Source organism: Streptococcus sp. KHUD_018, assembly GCF_054861215.1.
On the sequence record NZ_CM142176.1, the window covers coordinates 157,501 to 180,098 of the forward strand.

Here is a 22,598-nt window from a genome sequence, read left to right on the forward strand (position 1 = left end):
TCTTTTTTTTAACTAAACTTGTTAATACTGCTCTAACTTTATTGTTTTCAATTTCTGCTTTCTCCTTTATTAGATGGCCGTAAGTTTCAGTTATTTGTTTAATATCTCGGTGTCCCATTAACTTTGAAACTGCCCAAATATCAACACCCTTCGCTAACATTGTTGAACAATACGTGTGTCTTAGACCTGTACTTGTCATATTTTGTGGATAAATTTTTAAATCTTTTAAAATTTGCTTGAGATGTTTATTGATTCCTGCATTTGTTACAATCTTATAATTCAAATCTACTAAAATTATATTTTCGTTATTTGTAATTGTGCCGTTTTTAATGAATACAGTTTGCTCTTGTTTTAATTTTTTTAAAATAGTTAGCGTATCACTATCAACTGGAATTACACGGATTGATTCTTCAGTTTTTGGGTTTGCCCACCGCTTTCTAGCTGTATCATATCGTCTATAAGTTTTGATTTCTGAACTTTCCCACAATACACAATCCCACGTTAGACCTGCAACCTCTCCTGCTCGTAATCCAGTTTTTAGTTGAATCAATAGTAAAAACGGCACAATTGAAGTTGTTAAATCAAGATTGTTTTCTAAATATGTTACTAGTTTTTGATAGTCATTAAAACTATGAATATATTTTTCATCTTTTCTTTTTTTGGGGGGACGACCTGAAAGAATGACACCTTCAGTAATATCTTCTATATTTAGCTTATCTCTTTTAGCAAACACAATCACATTTCTAATTTCCGCATTCATTCTACTAACATTGTCACGACAATTTGTTTCAGCGTACTTATTAATAAATGCTTGATATTCGCTTGCTTTGATTTTTAAGGCTGGTTTATCTTTAAAATATTCTTTAATAAACTTACCACGTAATAAATGTTTATTAAATGTAGTCTCTGCCTTTCCAAGTGGTTTAACTGTTAACTCTAACCATTTTTCCCAAAGTTCAAAGAGTGTAATATTTTTATTAATTATCGCACCATTAATTATCTTTAATTCAAGAGCTAAAGCTTCAATTTCAGCTTCTCGCTTTGTTTTAAAACCTGAATTAGAAGCAACCACCTTTCGGTTCTTATCAAATATTCTATAATCCCATAAATTCTTTTTTCCTCTTTTTCTGTATGAAACTGACATGATTACCTCTTTCTAAAAGTCGATAATCAAGATATTATCTTGATTATCGTATCATAAACTAAAAATTTCTGCAAAGTTTTCTTCAAAAAATTGTTTCGTTTTGCTAGCTAAAAAGTAGTACCGTCCACCCTGACTGTCTGGATATTTCACAAACCCATCTTTGTTTTTATCAATATCGATTTTTGAACGGATATCAGGCTGATAAAGAACATGTTCCAGTATCCAAGGTCGAGAGACTGAAACCATCTCTAAAACCTCTGATAAGCTCATATATTGCCCCTGTGATGCCTTGTTTTTTAAGTCAAGATATTCATCTTTCTTAACGATGATATGAGAGGCAGGTAACTGTACTTCTAAATTCTCTATTTTGATTAAAATCTTATCTGTCATATAAATTTTTCTCTTTCTATGATAAAATAGAAGCAGAAATAGTATTTATTATTTCCACTAGTTTTAGTTATCGCCACACTCACTTTGGTCGGTTGGGATTGTAGCGATAACTTTTCTTTTACTATCAATATTTTTTTCTTTTTTAATTCTTTCTAATATATCCGAAGCGATTTTTCGAAATTCTTCTTCATTTTCTACACTTTTTAGTGTATACGTATCTATTTTTTTAAATGCTTGTTTCGCTTTTTCTTTTAAATCGCGTGTAGCTGTGTAATTCCATAATTCAATTTTGATAGCTTTATTCTTTTCATCGTGAGCCATTTTGATTACAAATCTAATTCTTCGCATTAGTTGATGATATTCTTTATTTTTCTTGCCAAACCATGAATCACACCAATCCCAGTAACTATCTGAGTTTGTAATAATTGTTAAATCATTAATGATATACGCATCTTTAAAACGTGAACTTAACTGTGTAGCTGAATCTGGTTCTAATACTTGAAACAGTTCTCTAAAAGTCATACCACAACTTGCATCTAATTCATTGATTACAATTGTTTTTTCCCCTTTATAACCTGAACCTAAATCAAATCTTTTTTTGTTAATGGATGGGGTATGCGCCCCTAATCTATCATGTACTTCTGCAAGTAAGCGTGCTAAATATGATTTTCCTGTTCCCCCTTCAGCTTGAATATAAATACCAGTATGATTTCGTTCGCCCTTACTCATACGAATAAACTCTTTTTGAATAAATTCTTGTCTGTTTTCTTCGAACTGTCTTTTATTTGCATTCCACGCCTTTTGTGCTATACGTTGACTAAATTGTTCAAATAATTGTTGTTTTGCTTCAGTTGTAAGCAAACCATCTTCTGAAATTAGATAACTTAATTCTAAACAATAATCTTCTATATCCAAACCGTTATCAGCTTTTTCTTTGCTATGATTTTTGATTTTTCCCATAATATCTTCGATATAGTTTGTATTTTTTGATGAAATAACCTCAGAAACTTCGTAAGGAAATTTGTGTTCTTCCATATTACGTTCATTTCGATGCGTTAAATATCGGCATGCTTTTATCGAACTACGAACAAACTCTAAATTCTGGTTCCTTGAAATTGATAAACCCTTAAACACTGATGAGTAAGTATGAGCATGTTTGAAATCAATATAAAAATGAGCATGTAATGGTTTTGAACTGCCGTCATCTTTCAAATCTTTATCGTGAAAAATAATATGATACCTATCTTCTTCATTTTTACAATAATCATGAATACGTTGAATAACTGATTCACGAAAATCATCTTCAGTTAATTTTGAATTTGCATTATGTTCATATTCAAATGAAATTTGACCAAAAAATTTTCTTTTTCTATCATTTTGATTAATTTTCATAAAAATCCTTTCTGATTTTGACACAAAATAAAGAGTATGTGTTGATTTTGAGTTGTTGTGATATGGTTTGGATGAGGACGCACAGACGGAGAAAACTGTGCGTCCTCATCCAAATAAACATCATATTTTCTTGACACATCACAACATGAAAATCTTATTCATTAGACGTGAATTGTTTAAAATTTATTGTGCTGGTGTACTTGCTTACCTTCAGTAGCAGTACACCGCACCTTTATTTTTTTCTAGCAGCTGTTGAGATGAATGTTCTACCATTTTCTAATCTAATGAAATCATTAAATAAATATTGATTGTCTAACTGATTTAATTCTCTTTTTGCCTGAGCCAATAATTCTTCCATAATATTATAACTTTCACAATTATCTGATAAAGTCCATTTTGCAATAGCCCCTTTCTCATAGTAATCAACAGTTAATGTCAACAGAGAACGATTTGCTTTTTTAATAATCATTTGTTTTCTATTTAGAATCGAAGCGAGTTCGTTAAATGTTGTGTCTACATTTGTCTGACTTAGAAAGCGTCTAATTTTCCATGTTGCGATATATGATTTAATACTATTCTTGAAAGAATCAAATTCTACAATACGAAAAATTAAATCAATTATAATCATGTAGATAAAAATGCAAAATTCTAGCAGTAAGATGAAACGCAAGCTTATAATATAAACTAAAAAATAGAAAATAGTCTCTAGATGAATTTGAAAAATTAAGAAAGTAGATATACGTTCTAAAATAAAGAAAATCAATAAAGTGAACATGATGAAATTAAGAATATTGTACCTATTGAAATAATGTTTCATAAAATTTATTCCTTTCTAATATTATATGATGGTGTTAGCAGTGGCATAATATGTGTCCTGTGTTCGCTATCTGTATACTTGATGATTCCTGTACCAATTCCGGAGGGTACTACAATATTTTCTACATTAAAATTTGGCAACAAAAATTGGCAAGTGTTTGCATTTATTTCACCCAAGATAAAAATACAATTGATTTGTTCACGTACTGCTGTATTACCGCCAAAAGCAGTCGCATCAAAGCGTTGACTTAATAGGATAAGACTCACATTTGTCTGTCTGCCCAATAGAGCAATCGTTCCTAATAATTGAGCAAAGGTTTCTCTTGCTTGTTTCGAACTACCTTGTACCAATGCCAATAGTTCATCAATAACAATATAGATGCGTTCAAAACTTTTATCTGGTTGTTTTAATAATATTTCTTGCCGTTCGTATATTTTGTTTATGATACGACCAAGTAATTCATTAATTTCTGTAATAAAACTATTTAAGTTAGAGCCTTTTTGAGGTGAGAAAACTTCAAGTTGAAGTTCTTTAGCTAATAAATAGATATCTGATAATTTAGGGTCAATACAAACGATTTGATTTGTAATTGATTTTAAACAATAAATGAGAAATTGAACAAAATGAGTTTTTCCAGAACCGCTGGAGCCACTTATTGCAACATGAACAACTTTTGTCATATCAATTGCAATATTTTTCGACATGATAGGAATATGCTTTTCTGATACTTTTTCTTTAATAAAAGTTTGTAAATTACCTATTTTTAAGCGGTTTGGAACCCCATCAATCCAAGGGAAGAAGAATGCTCGTGCTTGGTTTTCATTTTTTGTATCATATGAAACGAAATAAGCATTATTTTGAGCCAATAAGGTCTTGAAAGGATATAAAATACCAGAACAAATTGCATATAGTTCAAAGTATAATTTAGCATCAATTGAGTACGATACCGGCAAGTTAGGTATAAATAAGAACCCTTTATCGTTGCTTAGAACCTTGATGTCAAATGAATTTAGATAGGATGATTCATCATTAATATTAAGCGCATTATTCAAATTTCTTAGAATGAATTGAGCTAATTCGTATTTATTATTGCCAAATTCAACTACATCAGCAGAAGTTGTTGATGTAGCATGAGTTTGACTTTTATTCATTAGAAAAGCCATACATTATTTTCCTTTCTTGATACTTGATGCTCTGAAAAAAAGCTGTCCGTACTGATTTTCAAATGCTTCTAACCCTTCAAATTCAACAACATCTCCGATATCAATCTTAGATAGGTCTGGTTTATCTTCAGGTAAAAACTTAACTTTGAAAGGATTGTGATTGTCAGTTGCAACGTAGACTTGATAACTTTGAATGTTATCCGTACGTTTCATTTTTTCTTTACCATTAACAAATTCCCCAGTCTTCTCAAATTCGAATTGAATTTCTAGTTGTTTACCAACTAATTTCACAACTTCATTTGAAAGAGCTTGTTCCGCGAGGCTAGCACTGTAGCCGTTAGTTTTTTTAAAAAATGCCATAATAGGCCTCCTCTGTTAAATTATTTTTGATAGCTATCGACTATCATGAATCTATTATAATTTTAATTATTGGGTTTGAATTGACTGTTTTGCTATATAAAAAATTTGAAAAACCACCCAAGATTATGTTATACTAATATTACAAACTAAAGAAAAGAGGAACTATATGAAAATTGATGAAGAAATTTATAGAATGATTAGTCAACGTGTGAAATATAGAAAAAAAGATAAAAAGTTACAAAATATTGATATTTTGTTAAGTGACCCAAATGTTGTTAGTAATATTGTCAATAATAAAAGATATAAAAAAAATCCGTATCTTTTGACACCGGCTTTTACTTTTGAAATTGTTAAAAATTTGAAGTTTACAGATTCATATACTTTAATTTGGGGAAATAAAATGGAACGTGAATCTTACTTTGGGATGTTATTTTTTACAGGTATGAATTATCTTTTAAAGAAAGAAACAAGGTTAATAGAAAAATCTTTGAGTTACTATGTTCCGTACGCGTATGATTTGGCTATCAGAGAATGGGAAAATAGATATGGTAATGGAATTAGCTTATTATTTCCAAACTTTAAGATTGAAAAAGGTAATGAAAAAAGTTTATTAGCTATGCAACTTTTATACAATCATTACAAGGAAGAGTTTTTTGAAAGACATGCTAATTATTTTAGTGATTTGTATACTACAAAATTAGATAAAAAAATTACTAATTTTTTTGAGACAGAACTTTTAGATATGGTTTTAAACGGTACACTATTTAATAGAGGAAAAGAATTTTTTAATTTAATTTTACAAAATTTATCATTGACTGCTGAAATGACCATTGATTCATTACCTGGTGTTGATTCTAAATTTCATCCGCAACTTGATTTTTTGAAATCAATAGATACATTTATAAAGTCTATGATTCATTATCAGGAACAAATAGAAAGAGAAGTTGTTTTAAGTGATAATATAAATAGTTGGACTGTTGATTTGATGAATATAAAATAAAAACGCATAGCTCTAGCATGTTCGTCTAGAATTATGCGTTTTTTAAACTAAATGATAGTTTAATTAGAAGTAAATAAAATTCATTAAATTATCATTTTACATTATTAAGAATTGTACGGAATGCAGAAAGTATTTCTTTTTGTTTACTATCAGGTAAATTTTTTATATTCGTAATTAATTCAACAATCTCGGGATTTTCATCTTTTTTTGTAATATCAAAGAAAGATGAAATATCACATTCAAGGGCATTCATAACTTTTTCAAGGGTATTAATTGTTATATTTGTTTCTAGATGTTCAAGTTTGTAAACATAGTTTGTTCCAAGGTCTGCTCTTTCTTCAATTTGTTCTTGTGTAAATCCTTTTTTCAACCTTAAAAGGCGAATTCGTTTTCCTATATATTTTCTTAATGATTGTTTCATGTAATACCTCTCGAACTTAATACTACAGTTTTTTTACTACATATTTTAGTTCTTAAAAGATTGCTTATGACTTTACAAGGTTGGTTAAGTGCGGTATAATTAGAGAAAAAACAACTATATATAGTTGTTAATGTGAATTTTTGGAGATGTTATGTCAAAAAATACTATTAAAACCCTAACAACTACAGCAGTTATTGGACTTGCATCAGCTGGTGTGCCTGCGTTTGCTCAAGAAGCTAACTCTAATGTAGATACGTCAACAAGTGTAAATGAACCAGCTCTTGTTGAAAAGCCTTCTGTCGAAAAATCATCAGACGTAAAACCAGCTGTTGATGCTCAAAAGAAAGTTGTAGAACAAACTAAAGAACAACTTACTGATGCACAAAATAAAGCTGATGATGCTAACAAACAAGTGTCTAACGCCCAAACAGACGTAGCTACTGCTAATGAAACTGTTAAACATGCTGAAGAAGTTGCTTCTAAAGCTACGCCTCAAAACATTGAAGCTAATAAAGCTGACCAGAAAGCTAATCTTGCTGACCAAAAAGCAAACGAAACAGAAACAGCTACTGCTGATGCAAAAATTGCAACTCAAACTGAAGTTGTAGATAAAGCTCAAACAAACGTGTCTAGCGCTGAACAAGAGCTTAAAGATGCTAATGCTAATGTTTCTGCTAAAGAAGCTCAAGTTCAATCTGCTAAAGATGCAATTTCAGGAACTGGACTTGCTCAAGCTGAAGATAAACTTGAAGAAGCTAAAGCTGAAACTAAGGGTGCTGAAAAGAATGTTTCTCTTGCAGATACAGCCTTGACTGATGCTAAGAAAGCTGACGAAAAACGTCAAGAAGCTATTGATAATGCTCAAAGCGACGTTGACGCTAAAACAACTTTAGTTAATGAAACTAAAAACAATCTTGAATCAGCTACTCAAAAAGCTAATGATGCTACAACAACACTAACTCAAGCTGAAGATAAACTAGCTAAAGCTACTAAAGCTCTAGATAGCGTAGATATTGTCAAGGTTCCAGATTTGACTCAATTCAAACAAGATAAAGCTTCAGGCGACTCAGACTTCATGACTGACTCTGGTGCTACAGCTATTGAAGACACAGAAGTCTCAATTGGTAAAAATGCAAAAGATGAACCAGTTGATATTGACAATCTAAATCAAGCACAAAAAGAAGAAATCTCTCATTTATATGTTCAGGCATTAAACCAAATTCGCAGAAAACTTGGTGTAAACAACGATACATCAGTCACAAAAGAAATGATTGACGTTGCATCAAATCGTGCTAAAGCATATAAAGAAAGAGCTCAAAGTCCGCTTACTCATGGACACATCAGTTTGTTAGCTGGTCAAAACCTCGTTGCTAGAACAGAAAATCTTGCTGGCATCGCACCTAAATCAGAAATCAAAACTATGTACGATTTGAAAAAAGCTGTTATTGATGCTTTAATGCGTACATCATTTGCTGACGCTGCATCAAACTGGGGGCATTTAGAAAATAACCTTTCAAGTGCTTCAAATGTTGGTCTTGACATTGCAAACATTAATGGTCAATATTGGCTAGTAATGGTTACCGCAGACAAAGGTGAGTCAATTACTAACCCAAAAAATGCTGAAGCTATCCAGAAAGCATATGAAGATGCTAAAGCTGAAAAAGATACAGCTCAAACTGCTTCAGAAAAAGCAAATGACGCTCTCAAACAAGCATCTGCTGATTATGCTAACGCTCTAGAACTTAAAACTTCAGCTGAAAAGACATTAACTGACGCTACCGCTACACCTGTTCAAACAGCTGTTGCTGAAAACAACTTGCGTCTTGCAAAACTTGCTCTTGAAAGCGCACAAAAACGTCAAGCTGAAGCTCAAAAAGCAGTTGATAACTTCTCAGCTGACCTTGCTTCTAAGAAACAAGCCCTTGATGATGCCAAATCAGCTCTTGAATCAGCTAAACGTGTTCAAGAAATCAAAGTTCAAAACTACAGCGATGCTAAAGTAGAACTTCGTACTCAAGAAAAGAAACTTGAAGAACTTCAAGCGCAAAAGGCTAAATTGGTTGAAGAAAAAGACCGTTTGGTTGAAGAAGCTAAAGCTCTTGCTGAAGAACTAAAAGGTTACGTTGAAGCACCAATTAAATTGGCTAAAGCTAAAACTACATTGGCTGAAAAACAAGAAGCACTTAAAAACGCTGAAACTAAAGCTCAAAACGCTAAATCTCTTGTTGAAACAATCAAATCAACACTTGATGCTGAACAAGCTAAACTTAATGCAATTCAAGAAAAATTTGACAAACTTCAAGATTTGGAAGAAAAAGCAAAAGATAACGTCATTGCAACATTGCCTGACGGAACCATCATTGCAATCCCTAATACAGCACCAACTGCTGAAGAACTTCCAGAATTGAACATCGAAGAACTTGCTAAAGAAGATGCAAAAGATAGTATTGTTAAAACACTTTCTAACGGAACCATCGTTGCTGTTCCTAATACAGCACCAACGGCTGATAAACTTCCAGAAATTGACATCGAAGCACTTAAAAATGCTATCGAATCTGGTAAAGATGTTGAAATTATTGACGGAAAGATTGTTGTAAAAGGTCAGACGTACACAAGTCAACAACAAGCATCAAGTAAGCCGATTTATTCACGAGTAGAACGTGCAAAATCATTGCCAGATACAGGCGAGTCAACGAGTGTTGCAATGTTGGTACTCGGTGCAATTCTTGGAGCATTTGGACTTGTAACAGTACGTAGAAAGAACTAGAATAATAAAAAATCTTCTTGTTTTATAATAAGAAGATTTTTGTTAAAATATATACTATAAGATAGAAACAATATGAGGGTTAAAAAATGAGAACTCCTAAGAGATATACTGATTTAATTAAGAATAAAAAAATAACAAATCAAATTATTGCAGAATGTATATATTCTGTTAATAAAAGAGCAAAAAACTATCGAGATAAAATAAAAGATTATAAGCAAGGTGGGTTCTATAAATACAAAGAAGATAATATTGAAAATGCAAAGGAACAAAAAGAAAAATACTATAGTATGAAAGAAGATTTATTATTAAACTTCAGCCCCAAACTAATTCATAAAAAGTATGACGGGGAAAAAATACAACGAGTATATAGTTATCAAAAAAATTATACAAAACTATATAATGAAAAAATAAACGATATTATTAAGGAAAATAGTTACTATGACTACGATAGAAATAAGGAAGTTGATTTTTTTGATTATAGCTTGGGTGAGAAAAAATATCTTTATTTCTTGTATTATGAAATTGGTGAATATAGTTTTCATACCCCAATTACAGAAGAAAGAGTAGAAAAAAATACCCAATTAGAAATCAAAGAAATAGATGAGAATTTTCAAACTCATGGAGCTGATATAGTAGATTTACTTTCAACTCAGTTTGTTCAAAAAGTAATAGATTTATTAGATAGTGGAGATTATACAATCATAGAATAATTAAAAAATCTTCTTACATATGTAGGAAGATTTTTTGGATTCTCAAAACTAGTTTAAAAGACTGCGCTATTTAAACTAATTTTAAGAATGGAAATTGGACTATATCGATTGCGCCGAATACGGTATCGAACGATGTATCAAAAATTGTGATTATTAAATTTTCAACTTAGAAATTATAGTAAAAACTAAAAATTTATTTGGTCAACCACTGGTCAATTTCCTTAATTTCAATACTAACTAGCGTGTGATAATATCTTGATTTAATCGCTTTTTTGTTATTTATTTAAACTTATTTTAACGCTAGTTTGTTGGCCGCCGGTATAGTAATGAAGACAAGGTTTTAAGACCTTGTTTTTTTATTGTGTGACTATTAGTCCGTCTCGCTCTGTAAGGTTCGAGACAACTAAACCACCCGCTATTGTACTGACCCCAAAAGTTAGACAATTAATTAAGTAAAGGATTTAGTTCTGTATTGCACAGGGCTAAGTCCTTTTAATTTGCCTTTGATTCGTTTGTTGTTGTAGTAATCGATGTAGTTTACAATGGTTTTCTCCAAATCTTCAAGCGACTGAAACATTCTCACATATCCATAAAACATCTCTGATTTCAAAATACCGAAGAAGGACTCCATCATACCGTTGTTTGGGCTGTTGCCCTTGCGTGACATGGATGCTTGAATTCCTTTACTCTTTAGGAATCGACGATAAGAATCGTGTTAGTATTGTGTCAGCCAATTTGGAAGCATTCCACTACTTGGAAGTGCAAAATCGAGAGAAACATTTCTTTGTGAACAACCTTCCAGCAGAACTTTATCAATCATTTCTTGCTTTAATTCAGCGAAATAGTAACGGTTTTTCCCTTTCTTGATACTTTCTATTCCGTAACGGTCAATCAACTGGATTAAGTATCTAAGATTTGAAAGATTAATCCAATATTTTTCTGAAAGTCGCTTGAAGTTGATTCCTTGTTTTCTTAGTTCATAGATTTGAACTTTATCTTCATAACTCAATTTTATAATAAAACACCCAAAAGTTAGATTTTTTCGGTCTAACTTTTAAGGACCAGGACATAGACGGGTGGTTATGATTTCCTACTAAATTCTATCTTTTTTAAAGTGTCATAAAGGCTCAATAATTATTTTTGAGTGTCATTCTAATTGTTTTTGAAAGGAATTTTGGTATAATATTACTTATTCACATTTTATGTAGATTATGAAAGAGTTTGGTGATTAATGTCTCGGTCTGTTGAATTACTAAAGAAACGTTACTTAAAGAATATAAAAGAGGAGCCTGATTTATTTATTGGGATTGAGTTAGAATATCCTATTGTAAATTTAGAGGGTGAGGCTACGGATATCGAGGTTGTTAAGGATCTCTTTCGGTATTTACCATCAGTACTGGGTTTTACTATCGAAAAAGTGGATGATTTTGGCAATCCAATTCAGTTACTAGATCCGGTCAGTCAGGATACAATCTTATTTGAAGTTGCTTATACGACCGTTGAGTTTGCCTTTGGTAGGACTAAATCCATCCAAGAGGTTGAAGAGCGTTTTAGAGACTACATGGATCTGATTCAGAAAAAGTTGAGTGAAACAAATCATGCCATTGTTGGTTCTGGTATCCATCCATACTGGGAAGATAATGCGAATCAACCAGTTGCTTATGCACGCTATCAGATGTTAATGAACTATTTGAAGTTGAGCAGAACCGTTCCAAGAACGGATTTACACGATTATCCACGATATGGTGCTTTTATCTGTGGGAGCCAAGTTCAACTGGATGTTTCAAGGTCTAACTTTCTGCGGGTCATTAACGCTTTTACGCAAATTGAAGCAGCAAAAGCTTATTTGTTTGCCAATTCAGAGTTTTCAGGAGAAGATTGGAATACCAAGATTTCTAGGGATATTTTTTGGGAAGAGTCTATGCATGGGATTTATCCTGAAAATGTAGGTGTCAATGCTAGACTCTTTAAGGATGAGGATGATTTTTTTGATTATCTGGATCACTCTGCGATTTTTACTGCGGAACGGGATGGTGAAACCTATTATTTTTATCCAATTCGAGCAAAAGATTACTTAGGAACCCCGGAAATTCGTGCCTTCGCCCTTGATGGGAAAGAGATCCTTCTTTATCCTCAGGAGAAGGACTTTCAGACACATCGTAGTTATCAGTACCAAGACTTAACGACTCGAGGAACAGTTGAGTTTCGTAGTGTGTGTACTCAGCCGCTTGATAGGACTTTTGCTTCTGCTGCCTTTCACTTGGGATTATTAGTTAATTTAGATAAGTTAGAAGCTTACTTGCGAGCTGCTCCATTTTTTATCACATTTGGTCGGGATTACAAGTCATTGAGACGGCAATTTTCTAAGAAAAGGCTAACAGATGAGGAAGAAACTGCAATTGTCGAGTTTTCAAAAGGTTTACTCCTTCTAGCTGAGGAAGGACTGGAGAAAAGAGATAAGCAAGAAATGGTTTATTTAGAGTCTTTGAAGAAAGAATTGGGGCTATAATTTCTCTTATAAAGCGAGAATTTTCTGAAAAATCATGATATAATGGAAGAGACTATAGATAAAGGATAGAGATTCATGACATTAGTTTATCAATCAACGCGTGATGCGAATAATACAGTAACTGCCAGCCAAGCTATTTTGCAAGGTTTGGCGACGGATGGTGGTTTGTTTACACCGCTTTCTTATCCAAAGGTAGATTTGGACTTTGAAAAATTGAAAGATGCTTCTTACCAAGAAGTGGCTAAGTTAGTTTTGTCAGCATTTTTAGATGACTTTACGGCTGAGGAGGTGGACTACTGTATCGACAATGCCTATGATAGTAAGTTTGATACTCCAGCTATTGCGCCATTGGTGAAACTGGATGGGCAATACAACTTGGAATTGTTCCATGGTTCAACAATTGCCTTTAAGGATATGGCCTTGTCTATCTTACCGTACTTTATGACAACAGCGGCTAAAAAGCATGGTTTGGAGAACAAGATTGTCATTTTGACAGCGACATCTGGTGATACTGGGAAAGCTGCTATGGCAGGGTTTGCAGATGTGCCTGGAACTGAGATTATCGTCTTTTATCCAAAGGATGGTGTCAGCAAGGTACAAGAGTTGCAAATGACTACTCAGACTGGCGACAATACTCATGTTATTGCTATTGATGGAAACTTTGACGATGCACAAACAAACGTGAAGCACATGTTCAACGATGTGGAACTTCGTGAAAAATTGGCTGCCAATAAGCTACAGTTTTCATCAGCTAACTCTATGAATATTGGCCGTTTGGTACCACAGATTGTTTATTATGTTTATGCCTACGCTCAGTTGGTCAAGTCTGGTGAGATTGTGGCTGGTGATAAGGTCAACTTCACAGTACCGACAGGAAATTTTGGAAATATCTTGGCTGCCTTTTACGCTAAGCAAATCGGTCTACCAGTCGGCAAATTGATCTGTGCTTCAAATGACAATAATGTTTTAACTGACTTCTTTAAAACTCGTGTTTACGACAAGAAACGTGAGTTTAAAGTAACAACTAGTCCATCTATGGATATCTTGGTATCTTCAAACTTGGAGCGCTTGATTTTTCATCTTTTGGGGAATGATGCGGTTAAGACAGCTGACCTTATGAATGCCTTGAGTACACAAGGACAATATGAATTGACAGACTTTGATGCAGCGATTCTGGAACTCTTTGTAGCTGAATATGCGACTGAGGAAGAAACTGCGACAGAAATTAAACGTGTTTATCAAACAGATGCCTACATCGAGGATCCCCACACGGCGGTTGCCTCAGCAGTTTATAGAAAATACCAAGCAGCTACTGGCGATGTAACCAAGACAGTGATTGCTTCAACAGCTAGTCCATACAAGTTCCCAGTGGTTGCCGTAGAAGCTGTAACAGGGAAAGCAGGCTTGGCAGACTTTGAAGCCTTGGCTCAACTGCATGAAATCTCAGGAGTGGCAGTGCCACCAGCGGTTGATGGCCTCGAAACAGCTCCTGTTCGTCACAAGACAACTGTAGCAGCTGCTGACATGCAAGCAGCGGTTGAGGCTTATCTAGGACTTTAAGACAGAGGGAGTAAACTCGGTTGGGAAACCAACTGAGTTTCTTTTCATCAGGAGGAGAGATTGTTTAAGAAAAATAAAGACATTCTTAATATTGCATTGCCAGCTATGGGTGAAAACTTTTTGCAAATGCTCATGGGAATGGTGGACAGTTACTTGGTCGCTCACTTGGGCTTAATCGCTATTTCAGGTGTTTCAGTGGCTGGCAATATTATCACGATTTATCAGGCGATTTTCATCGCTCTGGGAGCTGCTATTTCCAGTGTTATTTCAAAAAGTATGGGGCAGAAAGATCAGTCGAAGCTGGCTTATCACGTGACAGAGGCTCTCAAGATAACCCTATTGCTGAGTGGGCTTTTAGGCGCTTTATCCATCTTTGCTGGGCAAGAGATGATAGGACTTTTGGGAACTGAGCAGGCTGTGGCCGAAAGTGGTGGACTCTACCTATCTTTAGTAGGCGGATCGATTGTTCTCTTGGGCTTGATGACCAGTTTGGGTGCCTTGATTCGTTCAACGCATAATCCACGTCTACCTCTCTATGTTAGTCTTTTATCCAATGCCTTGAATATTCTTTTTTCCAGTCTAGCTATTTTTGTTCTTGATATGGGGATAGCGGGTGTTGCTTGGGGGACTATTCTGTCTCGTTTAGTTGGTCTTGTGATTTTGTGGTCGCAATTAAAGCTACCTTTTGAGAAACCGACTTTTGGTTTAGATAAGAATTTGTTGACTTTGGCTATACCGGCAGCAGGAGAACGTCTCATGATGAGAGCTGGAGATGTCGTCATCATTGCCTTAGTTGTTTCTTTTGGGACGGAGGCAGTAGCTGGAAATGCAGTCGGAGAAGTCTTGACCCAGTTTAACTACATGCCTGCCTTTGGCGTCGCTACGGCAACGGTCATGCAGGTGGCTCGAGCAGTTGGAGAGAATAACTGGAAAAGAGTAGACAAGGTAAGCAAGCAAACCTTTTGGCTTTCTCTACTTCTCATGTTGCCCTTAACTTTCAGTATCTATGCCTTAGGGATACCACTAACTCATCTCTATACGACGGATTCTCTAGCTGTTGAGGCTAGTGTTCTAGTGACACTTTTCTCTCTACTAGGAACTCCTATGGCGACAGGGACAGTTATTTATACGGCAGTTTGGCAGGGATTGGGGAATGCTCGCCTTCCCTTTTATGCGACAAGTATTGGGATGTGGTGTATCCGCATAGGGACAGCCTATCTGATGGGTATTGTTCTTGGTTGGGGCTTGCCTGGTATTTGGGCAGGGACTCTCTTGGATAATGGTTTTCGCTGGTTATTTCTTCGTTACCGTTACCAACGTTATATGATGTTGAAAGGATAGGAGATGCAAAAAATAGCCTTTATTTGGGATTTAGACGGGACTTTATTGGACTCTTACGAAGCGATTTTATCAGGGATTGAGGAGACTTTTGGTCAGTTTGCTATTCCTTATGATAAGGAGAAAGTGAGAGACTTTATCCTCAAGTATTCTGTGCAGGATTTGCTGGAGCAGGTGGCAGAAGAGCGAAAGTTGGATGCGGAAGTGCTCAATCAGGTGCGTGCCCAGAGTCTGTCTGAGAAGAATGCTCAGGTAGTTTTGATGCCAGGTGCGCGTGAAGTGCTAGCTTGGGCAGACCAAGCAGGGATTCAGCAGTTTGTCTATACTCATAAGGGGGACAATGCTTTTACTATCCTAAGAGACTTGGGGTTGGAGTCCTATTTCACAGAGATTCTAACCAGTCAGAGTGGTTTTGCACGCAAGCCCAGTCCAGAAGCGACTAACTATCTGCTAGACAAGTATCAGCTGAATCCTGAGAAGACCTATTATATAGGGGACCGGACTTTGGATGTGGAATTTGCCCAGAATAGCGGTATTCAAAGCATCAACTTTTTAGAATCTTCTTTTGAAGGCAACCACATGATTCAAGCACTGGCAGATATTCTTCATATTTTTGAGAGTAAGTAACGATAAGATTGTGTCAGTTGTGTGACAGAGACCTAACAAACTATTTCAAGTAATCGAGTTTGTTACAAGGAATAGACAGTTCTATTAAATAGGCCCGAGAGGGCTTTTTTTCTGCTTTTTTTGTGTTATGATAGACGGGTACTCATTTGAAAGGAATAGGAACGAATGAAGAAAAGAATGATTTTTGCCTCAACAGTAGCCTTGTCATTTGCCCCAGTATTGGCAACCCAAGCAGAAGAAGTCCTTTGGACTGCACGTAGTGTTGAGCAAATCCAAAACGATTTGACTAAAACGAACAACAAAACAAGCTATACAGTACAGTATGGTGATACCTTGAGCACCATTGCAGAAGCCTTGGGTGTAGATGTCACAGTTCTTGCAAATTTGAACAAAATCACCAATATGGACTTGATTTTCCCAGATACTGTCCTCACTACAACTGTCAATGAGGCAGAAGAGGTAACGGAAGTTGAAATCCAAACTCCTCAAGCAGATGCTAGTGAAGAAGTGACAACTGCGACAGCTGATTTGACGAAAAATCAAGTGACAGTCGATGAAAAAACAGTTCAAGTAGAAGACCTTTCTCAACCGATTGAGGAAGCTCCAACTGTAACAGAGACTGAAAAACCAACAGAAGTAGCGCCAAGTTCAGAAGTTTCTGAGACAGCGACAGTTGCTGAGGAGACACCATCTACAGAAACACCTGTAGCTGAAGAAACAGCTGAAACGACTCCAGCGGAAGCACCAGTAGCAGAAACAACTCGCCTAGTTGAAGAAGAAGCTCCTCAAACTGCGAATCCAGCTACCGAAGAAACGGCAGCAACAACTCCAGCAGAAGCACCAGTAGCAGCTGCTCCAGCAACTGAAACGCCTGCTGATACAACAGGAACAAGTGCAGCAGAAGAAACAACAAATTCTGATACTACAACTTTGACTTATCAAGCAGAGCAAAGCCAAGCTCCTTCAAGAACTTATTCAGCTCCAGCGGCTCCTGACTATGCAGGACTTGCTGTAGCTAAGTCTGAGAATGCTGGTCTTCAACCACAAACTGCAGCCTTCAAAGAAGAAATTGCCAATTTGTTTGGAATTACATCCTTTAGCGGCTACCGTCCTGGTGACAGTGGAGACCATGGTAAAGGATTGGCCATCGACTTTATGGTTCCAGTGAGTTCAGCACTCGGAGATCAAATTGCAGAATATGCAGTCAAAAATATGGCTAGCCATGGTATCAACTATATCATTTGGAAACAACGTTTCTACGCTCCATACGATAGTAAATATGGACCAGCCTATACGTGGAATCCAATGCCGGATCGTGGTAGTGTGACCGAAAACCACTATGACCATGTTCACGTTTCAATGAACTAATAGAAAAAGAAGCTGAAAATTCGCAAGATTTGAGGCTTCTTTTTGTTATTTTAAGTCGAAATGTTTTCAAATCTATGCTATAATCAAACTGAAGTTGACTGAAAATCAAGTATTTTTATTTTAGTAGAAGGTGGCAACACTATGATGAATAGTTTGAAAAAAACATTTGAGAAAACCATTGATGACTTTGAAAAAGAATTTTGTGGTGAAGTCGTTGAACTCTTGATTATCACCTTAAAAAATGTGGGAGGCGCGGCTGTTTTGAAGAATGACTGGAAGTTGCCTTCGGTTCATTTTGTAGCAAGTGTGAATGTGGAGACAAAGGAGTTCTCGAAAATAGAGGGGCGTTTGGAGTGGTTGGTGAGTCCAGAGGAATATGAAGAAAAGGGCTTGCTCTATAGCTATAGATTCGAGCCCTATCAGATTCATCACATCAAATGTCAGAAAAGACCACAAAGGCAATTAGAACCTTATATGGCAGCAGTAGCAAATAACTGTTATCGTCTACTGGAATACATTGAAGATGGGCAGTCGGATAGTAGATTAGAGGCTCTGATTGCAGAATATGTTAAACCAGTCGTCATCAAAGATTCTATGGGCGAATTCACTTTAAATAGGGCTTATTCATGGTTTGAGGGAAGTATGGATCTTGCGGGAAGCAAGGTTAGCGTGATGTTGGATGCAAATGAAGATGCCAGCTTACCACCAAAATCATTTGGGCACTTGAAAACATTTGTCAGGGATATTGACCGAAGAGACTCTGAAATCCGAGACGTTATAGTAAAAGAGATGTGGGAAACAGCAGAGGACTGGCTAGCTTCAGACGGAGATGCCGAAGTATTAACAGAGGACTATTTTTATAATTCTTTGTATCTGGGGGAACTGTCTATCAGCGAAGCGGGGGATTTGACTCTTTATTATGGAGATAAAGAAGATATTTTTGCTGGGCATGCGGTAGAAGTTCTTGTCAAGATCGGTGGAGAAATTGCGAGTATCAACCTAGTAGGTTAGTGAGAAGATCGAAACGTTAGTAATAAATCAAGAAAAGCCTAAGCATATTTCTTGATTTATTTTTTGGATTGCATTATACTTGATAAGTCAATCATTGATGAATCAACTTTAAAGGGGAAAGATTTATGGTAGCAATCCATGATTTACTGTATCAACTACGGTTGGCAGATCAGTCTATGACACAACTATTCGAACGCCAATTGGGAATTAGTTTGACCCGCTATCAAATCTTGCAGTTTTTACTGCAGCAGTCACCCTGCAACCAGATTGCCGTTCAGGAGAAGTTGCAAATCGACCAGGCGGCCTTGACCCGTCATTTTAAGATACTAGAGTCAGAGGGCTATGTCAGTCGCAAGCGTAATCCGGCCAATCAGCGAGAAGTCTTAGTTGAATTAACCCAAGAAGCCAAGAATCAACTCTTAGTCAGTCCGCCTAAACATCATTTGCGAGTGAAGGAACAGATGGAGAGCATCTTATCGACAGCCGAGCAGAAAGAGCTAACAACTTTACTGACGAAACTAGTGTCAGGTCTAGAAAAAATAGAATTTTAAGGAGAAAACGATGTCAATCATTACTACTATTTTAGCAACCCTTGTTGCCCTCGAACATTTTTATATCTTTTATTTGGAGAGTATGGCAACCCAATCAGATGCAACCAGCCGAGTCTTTAATATGGACAAGGAAGAGTTGACTAGATCCTCTGTCACCTCACTGTTTAAAAACCAAGGAATTTATAATGCTTTGATAGGTGTCTTTCTCTTGTACGGGATTTATTTCTCACAAAGTTTGGAAATTGTGACCATCTTTGTTTTATTTGTGCTTGGTGCAGCGACCTACGGTTCTCTGACAGCAGACAAGAAGATTCTTCTGAAGCAAGGTGGGCCTGCTATTTTGACTCTGCTGAGTATGTTACTTTTGAAATAAGAAAACCAGCGTCCTGAAAGATACTGGTTTTTGTATGCTCTTATCCCTTACGGCGTTTACGGGCTAGTAGGGCTCTGTAGAAGAAGATGTGATTGTTTTGGATATAGGGAAGGATTGAGAAACTAGCAATTCCAAAGGTAATCCAGTTGAGGAAGTACCAAGGAAGTAGTTGTAAGTCAAGGACAAAGCGCTGGAATTTATAACCTTTCATCAAGAAACGGCTGGTTTTCAGGATTTGACGGGGTTTAGCCTGTCCTAAATCCAGAGTGTCGCAGAGGAGGAATTCTACCTGCGAGTAGGCATAATGTTGAGGAACGTAGAGGATGTTTCCCACAATCATCAAGATGAGGCTCGCGAAAAAGTAGAGGCCAAAGGCCATAAGGAATTGCTCGGTTTCAACGGATGAGAGGTCTAGTTTTGGAAATTCAGGATGTAGGGCGACAAATCTCCGAGCCAAGAGATTGCTATAAAAGAGAAAATAAACGCCTACTAAGTTTGGAATGCTCCATAAAAAGAGGTAGAAACGTTTGAGGAGCAGGGTCAGGAAGGTTTGCGAGAAGCGCTCTTCAGCAAAGAGGGTTAGACTTGATTTTACTGAGAGTTCTGTATCAGGATTCTTGAGGAGTCTGAGTGTCGCAAAGGCAGCACCTGCTAGAAAAATCGTGCTCACAAAAGAAACAACTAGCGGGAACAGATAGGCTTGGAGCACTTGTGCCAGCATGCTGAAAAAGGATTGCTCTAAAACACTTTCTTGGAGACGAGCCAAAGGGTTGAGAAAGCCTGATAAGATGACCAGTATGCTAGGTAAGAGATAGACGAGAAAGAGGCGGGGATTTTCAGCCTGAAATTGCCTAGTCTGCAGACGGATGGTTTTTAAATCAATTTTTGGGTATTTCATTCTTTCATTATACCATAAATAGTACACAGCTTGCTAATCCTTTGAAACCAGTGGACTTCTAGCGTGTTAAGCAAAAGTGAATACGAGATTGAATACGACTTTACTTTTAGCTGGAGCGGATGAAATCCATGAGCTGGTCAACGACTTCAACACGTTGATTATCATTGATGTGAGTATACATATCAAGGGTGATTTGAACATTATTGTGACCGAGTCTGTCTGAAATGATTTTCGCTGTAACACCAGCTTCAAACAGGAGAGAAGCATGTGTATGCCTAAATCCGTGAGGCGAAATTTTTTTAAGATTTTTGTGTTTACGAAAGAATCTGATAAGCTTCACTTTCATAGTTGCACCCAGAAGCCATCCTCCCATGTCGTTCGTAAAAATATAATTCGAATCAGGTTTGTAAGGCACACCAGCCCGAAAATATTCTTTTATTTGCTGTCGTTTCCAGAGTTTCAAAACATTCAGAGTTTCATCATCTAAGGTGATAACCCTCGTACTCCTTTTGGTTTTAGGCTCCTGAACAGTTTGTTTTTTGCCAATCACGACAGCCGTGCGAGAAATGCTTAACCGTTTATTTTCAAAGTCAACATCTGACCACATGAGGCCGATAGCTTCTCCAGTTCTCAACCCAGAAAAAGCGAGTAAGTGGAAAAAGGTATAGTCTACAGGCTTAAAATTTGCTTTGGCAACTTTAAGAAAATCTGTTAGCTCCTGTTTTGTATAGTGGTTTTCTTTGCCTTTTAAGGGCCTATTTTTAGGCTTGAGAATCTTGTCTAAGGGATTTGACTTAATGATGTTAATAGAAGTGGCATACTTAAAAATACGGCTAATGACAGAGTAGTAATTGGAATAGAGGACATAGCGATTACTTAATTTTATAGCAACCTTCTGACAATAAGCTACACTGATCTGCTGAATCCTCATATCTGTAAAATACAAGTCAATCATAATATCAAGTTTTTTCTTGACATTCTGATAGGTTGTTGGTTTTACAGTGCTTTTATAGCTATCAAGCCATAACTCAGCGACTTCAGCGAAAGTAGAGTTCTGGAAATCCTCATTGTTGGAAAAACCATTTTCTTCAACGTCTAAGAGAAGGTCACGTTCGGCAGCCTTTGCCTCTTTAATGGTTTTAAAACCACGGCGTGTTGTGCGTTTTTCTTTTCCAGTTGCAGGGTCTATGCCCAGGTATGTTTGAAAGAGATATCTAGTCTCTCCTTTTTTTGTAATGTATTTTTTTATCATAAATTGTCCTTTCTTTTCGATTGCTTGCCCGCATAGTTGAAAAGGTGTAGAATTTATGATAGACTATAGTTGTATTTTTTATCATCCTTTCCATTGATTGCTAGATGGAAGGTTGAATCCTCACACTCAAAGTTTGGCGATGGAGAGCGTGGGGATTTTTTTATTTTTTGAAGACTTTCAACTCAATTTGTATCTTGAATGAATCCTTGACAGTACGAAGTCTATCACTTTCTGGATCAATATCTTTGTAATCACCGCCATAAATTTTAGCAATTTTTACAACTTCATTATTTGGATCTGTTGTTAATCTTAATACTTTTCTATTCTTAGACTTAGTCACATAGCCTAAGTGATAACCTCGAACCACAATTTTAACTGCATTAGGGTCAAATTGGTTATCTATTTCAGGGACAAAGTCTACATCTGAAAGTTCAAAGAGGGAATATTTGTAAAATCTATCACTAAAAATCAATTCCTCTTTAATTTCTTTAGCAGTATACCCTAAATAAGGTGCATCATCTGATTCTTTTATGAGTTCTTGGCATAAATCTGAGAAAGCTTCTTGGTGATAAGATATTCCTTTCACTTTCAGAACAACATCATAAATAGTTCTCTCGTCAATCTCCTGGCTTTTAATTCTATCTTCTATTCGAACAACCAATAGTTTATTCAGCTCTTCAATTTCATACTCTAGTTGTTCAGTATTCGATTGCCTAGGAAAAACACCAATCAAAAAGAGAAGAACCAAACTACCGATAATAAAAGAGAAAATTGTTAGTAGTATATTTCCAACGATACTAAGAAGAAAAACAGAAATTAAGGTTAGCAAAACCAAAAAGGCTATCAAAGACCTGTGGTTCTCCAGTTTACTAATTGTTTTTCTGTGTTCATCTATGAGTGCTTTGATTTCCTTTTCTGTAAGAGTAGTAAACATATAAGCACCTTAA

At 35.9% G+C, this 22,598-nt stretch carries 21 protein-coding genes and 1 pseudogene (1 of these 22 running past the window's edge); 11 read left to right on the plus strand and 11 right to left on the minus strand.

The annotated features are described in order from the left end of the window. From ACVBD2_RS00885 to ACVBD2_RS00910, 6 genes are all read right to left on the minus strand, one after another. A protein-coding gene (locus ACVBD2_RS00885; protein ID WP_461685844.1) for a tyrosine-type recombinase/integrase crosses the window boundary here: on the minus strand, positions 1-1,144 show its 5' portion. The gene continues 8 nt to the left of window position 1, outside the view; the window shows 1,144 of its 1,152 coding nt (coding positions 1-1,144); its start codon is at positions 1,142-1,144; its stop codon lies off the left edge, out of view. Between the two features lie 51 nt (positions 1,145-1,195). Further along, positions 1,196-1,534, minus strand: coding sequence for a DUF771 domain-containing protein (locus tag ACVBD2_RS00890; protein ID WP_181187238.1), 339 nt, complete (start codon positions 1,532-1,534; stop codon positions 1,196-1,198). Positions 1,535-1,597: 63 nt separating this feature from the next. After that, a complete protein-coding gene (locus ACVBD2_RS00895) occupies positions 1,598-2,926 on the minus strand; it encodes a Rep family protein (protein WP_461685845.1) in 1,329 nt (442 codons plus the stop codon). Between the two features lie 232 nt (positions 2,927-3,158). Further along, positions 3,159-3,395, minus strand: a complete 237-nt coding sequence (locus ACVBD2_RS00900) for a hypothetical protein (RefSeq protein WP_461685846.1) — start codon at positions 3,393-3,395, stop codon at positions 3,159-3,161. A gap of 353 nt (positions 3,396-3,748) precedes the next feature. Continuing rightward, complete coding sequence (locus tag ACVBD2_RS00905) at positions 3,749-4,906, minus strand: ATP-binding protein (protein WP_461685847.1); 1,158 nt, start codon at positions 4,904-4,906, stop codon at positions 3,749-3,751. A 3-nt stretch (positions 4,907-4,909) separates the two neighbouring features. After that, entirely contained in the window at positions 4,910-5,266 is a 357-nt protein-coding gene (locus ACVBD2_RS00910) for a hypothetical protein (protein ID WP_461685848.1), read from the minus strand. A gap of 166 nt (positions 5,267-5,432) precedes the next feature. Between ACVBD2_RS00910 and ACVBD2_RS00915 the strand changes: the two genes are divergently transcribed. Then, the gene (locus ACVBD2_RS00915) at positions 5,433-6,266 is read left to right on the plus strand and encodes a hypothetical protein (protein WP_461685849.1); all 834 of its coding nucleotides are present in this window, start codon (positions 5,433-5,435) and stop codon (positions 6,264-6,266) included. Between the two features lie 91 nt (positions 6,267-6,357). On the opposite strand, the gene ACVBD2_RS00920 is transcribed toward ACVBD2_RS00915, so the two are convergent. Next, positions 6,358-6,687 carry a helix-turn-helix domain-containing protein gene (locus ACVBD2_RS00920; protein ID WP_461685850.1) on the minus strand — a complete coding sequence of 110 codons (330 nt, stop codon included), beginning with the start codon at positions 6,685-6,687 and terminating at the stop codon, positions 6,358-6,360. Between the two features lie 151 nt (positions 6,688-6,838). Here ACVBD2_RS00920 and ACVBD2_RS00925 point away from each other — a divergent pair, with 151 nt between their 5' ends. Together ACVBD2_RS00925 and ACVBD2_RS00930 are read left to right on the plus strand one after the other, a co-directional pair. Then, positions 6,839-9,454 carry an SEC10/PgrA surface exclusion domain-containing protein gene (locus tag ACVBD2_RS00925; protein WP_461685851.1) on the plus strand — a complete coding sequence of 872 codons (2,616 nt, stop codon included), beginning with the start codon at positions 6,839-6,841 and terminating at the stop codon, positions 9,452-9,454. Between the two features lie 86 nt (positions 9,455-9,540). Further along, positions 9,541-10,164 carry a hypothetical protein gene (locus ACVBD2_RS00930; protein WP_075228119.1) on the plus strand — a complete coding sequence of 208 codons (624 nt, stop codon included), beginning with the start codon at positions 9,541-9,543 and terminating at the stop codon, positions 10,162-10,164. A 448-nt stretch (positions 10,165-10,612) separates the two neighbouring features. On the opposite strand, the pseudogene ACVBD2_RS00935 reads toward ACVBD2_RS00930, so the two are convergent. Continuing rightward, positions 10,613-11,179: pseudogene (locus ACVBD2_RS00935) on the minus strand (IS3 family transposase). A 216-nt stretch (positions 11,180-11,395) separates the two neighbouring features. On the opposite strand from ACVBD2_RS00935, the gene ACVBD2_RS00940 reads away from it, so the two are divergent. From ACVBD2_RS00940 to ACVBD2_RS00975, 8 genes are all read left to right on the plus strand, one after another. Continuing rightward, positions 11,396-12,673 carry a gamma-glutamylcysteine synthetase gene (locus tag ACVBD2_RS00940; protein ID WP_461685852.1) on the plus strand — a complete coding sequence of 426 codons (1,278 nt, stop codon included), beginning with the start codon at positions 11,396-11,398 and terminating at the stop codon, positions 12,671-12,673. A gap of 75 nt (positions 12,674-12,748) precedes the next feature. Further along, positions 12,749-14,233, plus strand: a complete 1,485-nt coding sequence (gene thrC, locus ACVBD2_RS00945; RefSeq protein ID WP_461685853.1) for a threonine synthase — start codon at positions 12,749-12,751, stop codon at positions 14,231-14,233. Positions 14,234-14,293: 60 nt separating this feature from the next. Next, positions 14,294-15,574 carry an MATE family efflux transporter gene (locus ACVBD2_RS00950; protein WP_125450601.1) on the plus strand — a complete coding sequence of 427 codons (1,281 nt, stop codon included), beginning with the start codon at positions 14,294-14,296 and terminating at the stop codon, positions 15,572-15,574. A gap of 3 nt (positions 15,575-15,577) precedes the next feature. After that, the gene (locus tag ACVBD2_RS00955) at positions 15,578-16,198 is read left to right on the plus strand and encodes an HAD family hydrolase (protein ID WP_125450602.1); all 621 of its coding nucleotides are present in this window, start codon (positions 15,578-15,580) and stop codon (positions 16,196-16,198) included. A gap of 165 nt (positions 16,199-16,363) precedes the next feature. After that, the gene (locus tag ACVBD2_RS00960; RefSeq protein WP_461685854.1) at positions 16,364-17,566 is read left to right on the plus strand and encodes a LysM peptidoglycan-binding domain-containing protein; all 1,203 of its coding nucleotides are present in this window, start codon (positions 16,364-16,366) and stop codon (positions 17,564-17,566) included. Between the two features lie 141 nt (positions 17,567-17,707). Further along, positions 17,708-18,577 (plus strand): DUF2262 domain-containing protein, encoded by an 870-nt coding sequence (locus ACVBD2_RS00965; RefSeq protein WP_461685855.1) that lies wholly within the window; start codon positions 17,708-17,710, stop codon positions 18,575-18,577. 125 nt (positions 18,578-18,702) lie between these two features. Continuing rightward, the gene (locus ACVBD2_RS00970; RefSeq protein ID WP_461685856.1) at positions 18,703-19,128 is read left to right on the plus strand and encodes a MarR family winged helix-turn-helix transcriptional regulator; all 426 of its coding nucleotides are present in this window, start codon (positions 18,703-18,705) and stop codon (positions 19,126-19,128) included. Between the two features lie 10 nt (positions 19,129-19,138). After that, complete coding sequence (locus ACVBD2_RS00975) at positions 19,139-19,501, plus strand: DUF1304 domain-containing protein (RefSeq protein ID WP_461685857.1); 363 nt, start codon at positions 19,139-19,141, stop codon at positions 19,499-19,501. Between the two features lie 40 nt (positions 19,502-19,541). On the opposite strand, the gene ACVBD2_RS00980 is transcribed toward ACVBD2_RS00975, so the two are convergent. The 3 genes from ACVBD2_RS00980 to ACVBD2_RS00990 all read right to left on the minus strand — a co-directional run bounded on the left by ACVBD2_RS00980 (position 19,542) and on the right by ACVBD2_RS00990 (position 22,585). Next, positions 19,542-20,399: a DUF975 family protein gene (locus tag ACVBD2_RS00980; RefSeq protein WP_461685858.1), complete on the minus strand. Its 858-nt coding sequence runs from the start codon at positions 20,397-20,399 to the stop codon at positions 19,542-19,544. A gap of 106 nt (positions 20,400-20,505) precedes the next feature. Continuing rightward, positions 20,506-21,651 carry a site-specific integrase gene (locus ACVBD2_RS00985; protein WP_461685859.1) on the minus strand — a complete coding sequence of 382 codons (1,146 nt, stop codon included), beginning with the start codon at positions 21,649-21,651 and terminating at the stop codon, positions 20,506-20,508. A gap of 160 nt (positions 21,652-21,811) precedes the next feature. After that, complete coding sequence (locus ACVBD2_RS00990; RefSeq protein WP_461685860.1) at positions 21,812-22,585, minus strand: hypothetical protein; 774 nt, start codon at positions 22,583-22,585, stop codon at positions 21,812-21,814. Positions 22,586-22,598 lie beyond the last annotated feature (13 nt).

Coding starts and splice junctions, on each gene's coding strand:
- ACVBD2_RS00925 (WP_461685851.1), top strand. CDS start 6,839: ATGTCAAAAAATACTATTAAAACCCTAACAACTACAGCAGTTATTGGA.
- ACVBD2_RS00980 (WP_461685858.1), bottom strand. CDS start 20,399: ATGAAATACCCAAAAATTGATTTAAAAACCATCCGTCTGCAGACTAGG.
- ACVBD2_RS00960 (WP_461685854.1), top strand. CDS start 16,364: ATGAAGAAAAGAATGATTTTTGCCTCAACAGTAGCCTTGTCATTTGCC.
- ACVBD2_RS00930 (WP_075228119.1), top strand. CDS start 9,541: ATGAGAACTCCTAAGAGATATACTGATTTAATTAAGAATAAAAAAATA.
- ACVBD2_RS00900 (WP_461685846.1), bottom strand. CDS start 3,395: ATGATTATTAAAAAAGCAAATCGTTCTCTGTTGACATTAACTGTTGAT.
- ACVBD2_RS00895 (WP_461685845.1), bottom strand. CDS start 2,926: ATGAAAATTAATCAAAATGATAGAAAAAGAAAATTTTTTGGTCAAATT.
- ACVBD2_RS00955 (WP_125450602.1), top strand. CDS start 15,578: ATGCAAAAAATAGCCTTTATTTGGGATTTAGACGGGACTTTATTGGAC.
- ACVBD2_RS00975 (WP_461685857.1), top strand. CDS start 19,139: ATGTCAATCATTACTACTATTTTAGCAACCCTTGTTGCCCTCGAACAT.
- ACVBD2_RS00905 (WP_461685847.1), bottom strand. CDS start 4,906: ATGGCTTTTCTAATGAATAAAAGTCAAACTCATGCTACATCAACAACT.
- ACVBD2_RS00915 (WP_461685849.1), top strand. CDS start 5,433: ATGAAAATTGATGAAGAAATTTATAGAATGATTAGTCAACGTGTGAAA.
- ACVBD2_RS00940 (WP_461685852.1), top strand. CDS start 11,396: ATGTCTCGGTCTGTTGAATTACTAAAGAAACGTTACTTAAAGAATATA.
- ACVBD2_RS00965 (WP_461685855.1), top strand. CDS start 17,708: ATGATGAATAGTTTGAAAAAAACATTTGAGAAAACCATTGATGACTTT.
- ACVBD2_RS00890 (WP_181187238.1), bottom strand. CDS start 1,534: ATGACAGATAAGATTTTAATCAAAATAGAGAATTTAGAAGTACAGTTA.
- ACVBD2_RS00990 (WP_461685860.1), bottom strand. CDS start 22,585: ATGTTTACTACTCTTACAGAAAAGGAAATCAAAGCACTCATAGATGAA.
- ACVBD2_RS00970 (WP_461685856.1), top strand. CDS start 18,703: ATGGTAGCAATCCATGATTTACTGTATCAACTACGGTTGGCAGATCAG.
- ACVBD2_RS00910 (WP_461685848.1), bottom strand. CDS start 5,266: ATGGCATTTTTTAAAAAAACTAACGGCTACAGTGCTAGCCTCGCGGAA.
- thrC (WP_461685853.1), top strand. CDS start 12,749: ATGACATTAGTTTATCAATCAACGCGTGATGCGAATAATACAGTAACT.
- ACVBD2_RS00920 (WP_461685850.1), bottom strand. CDS start 6,687: ATGAAACAATCATTAAGAAAATATATAGGAAAACGAATTCGCCTTTTA.
- ACVBD2_RS00985 (WP_461685859.1), bottom strand. CDS start 21,651: ATGATAAAAAAATACATTACAAAAAAAGGAGAGACTAGATATCTCTTT.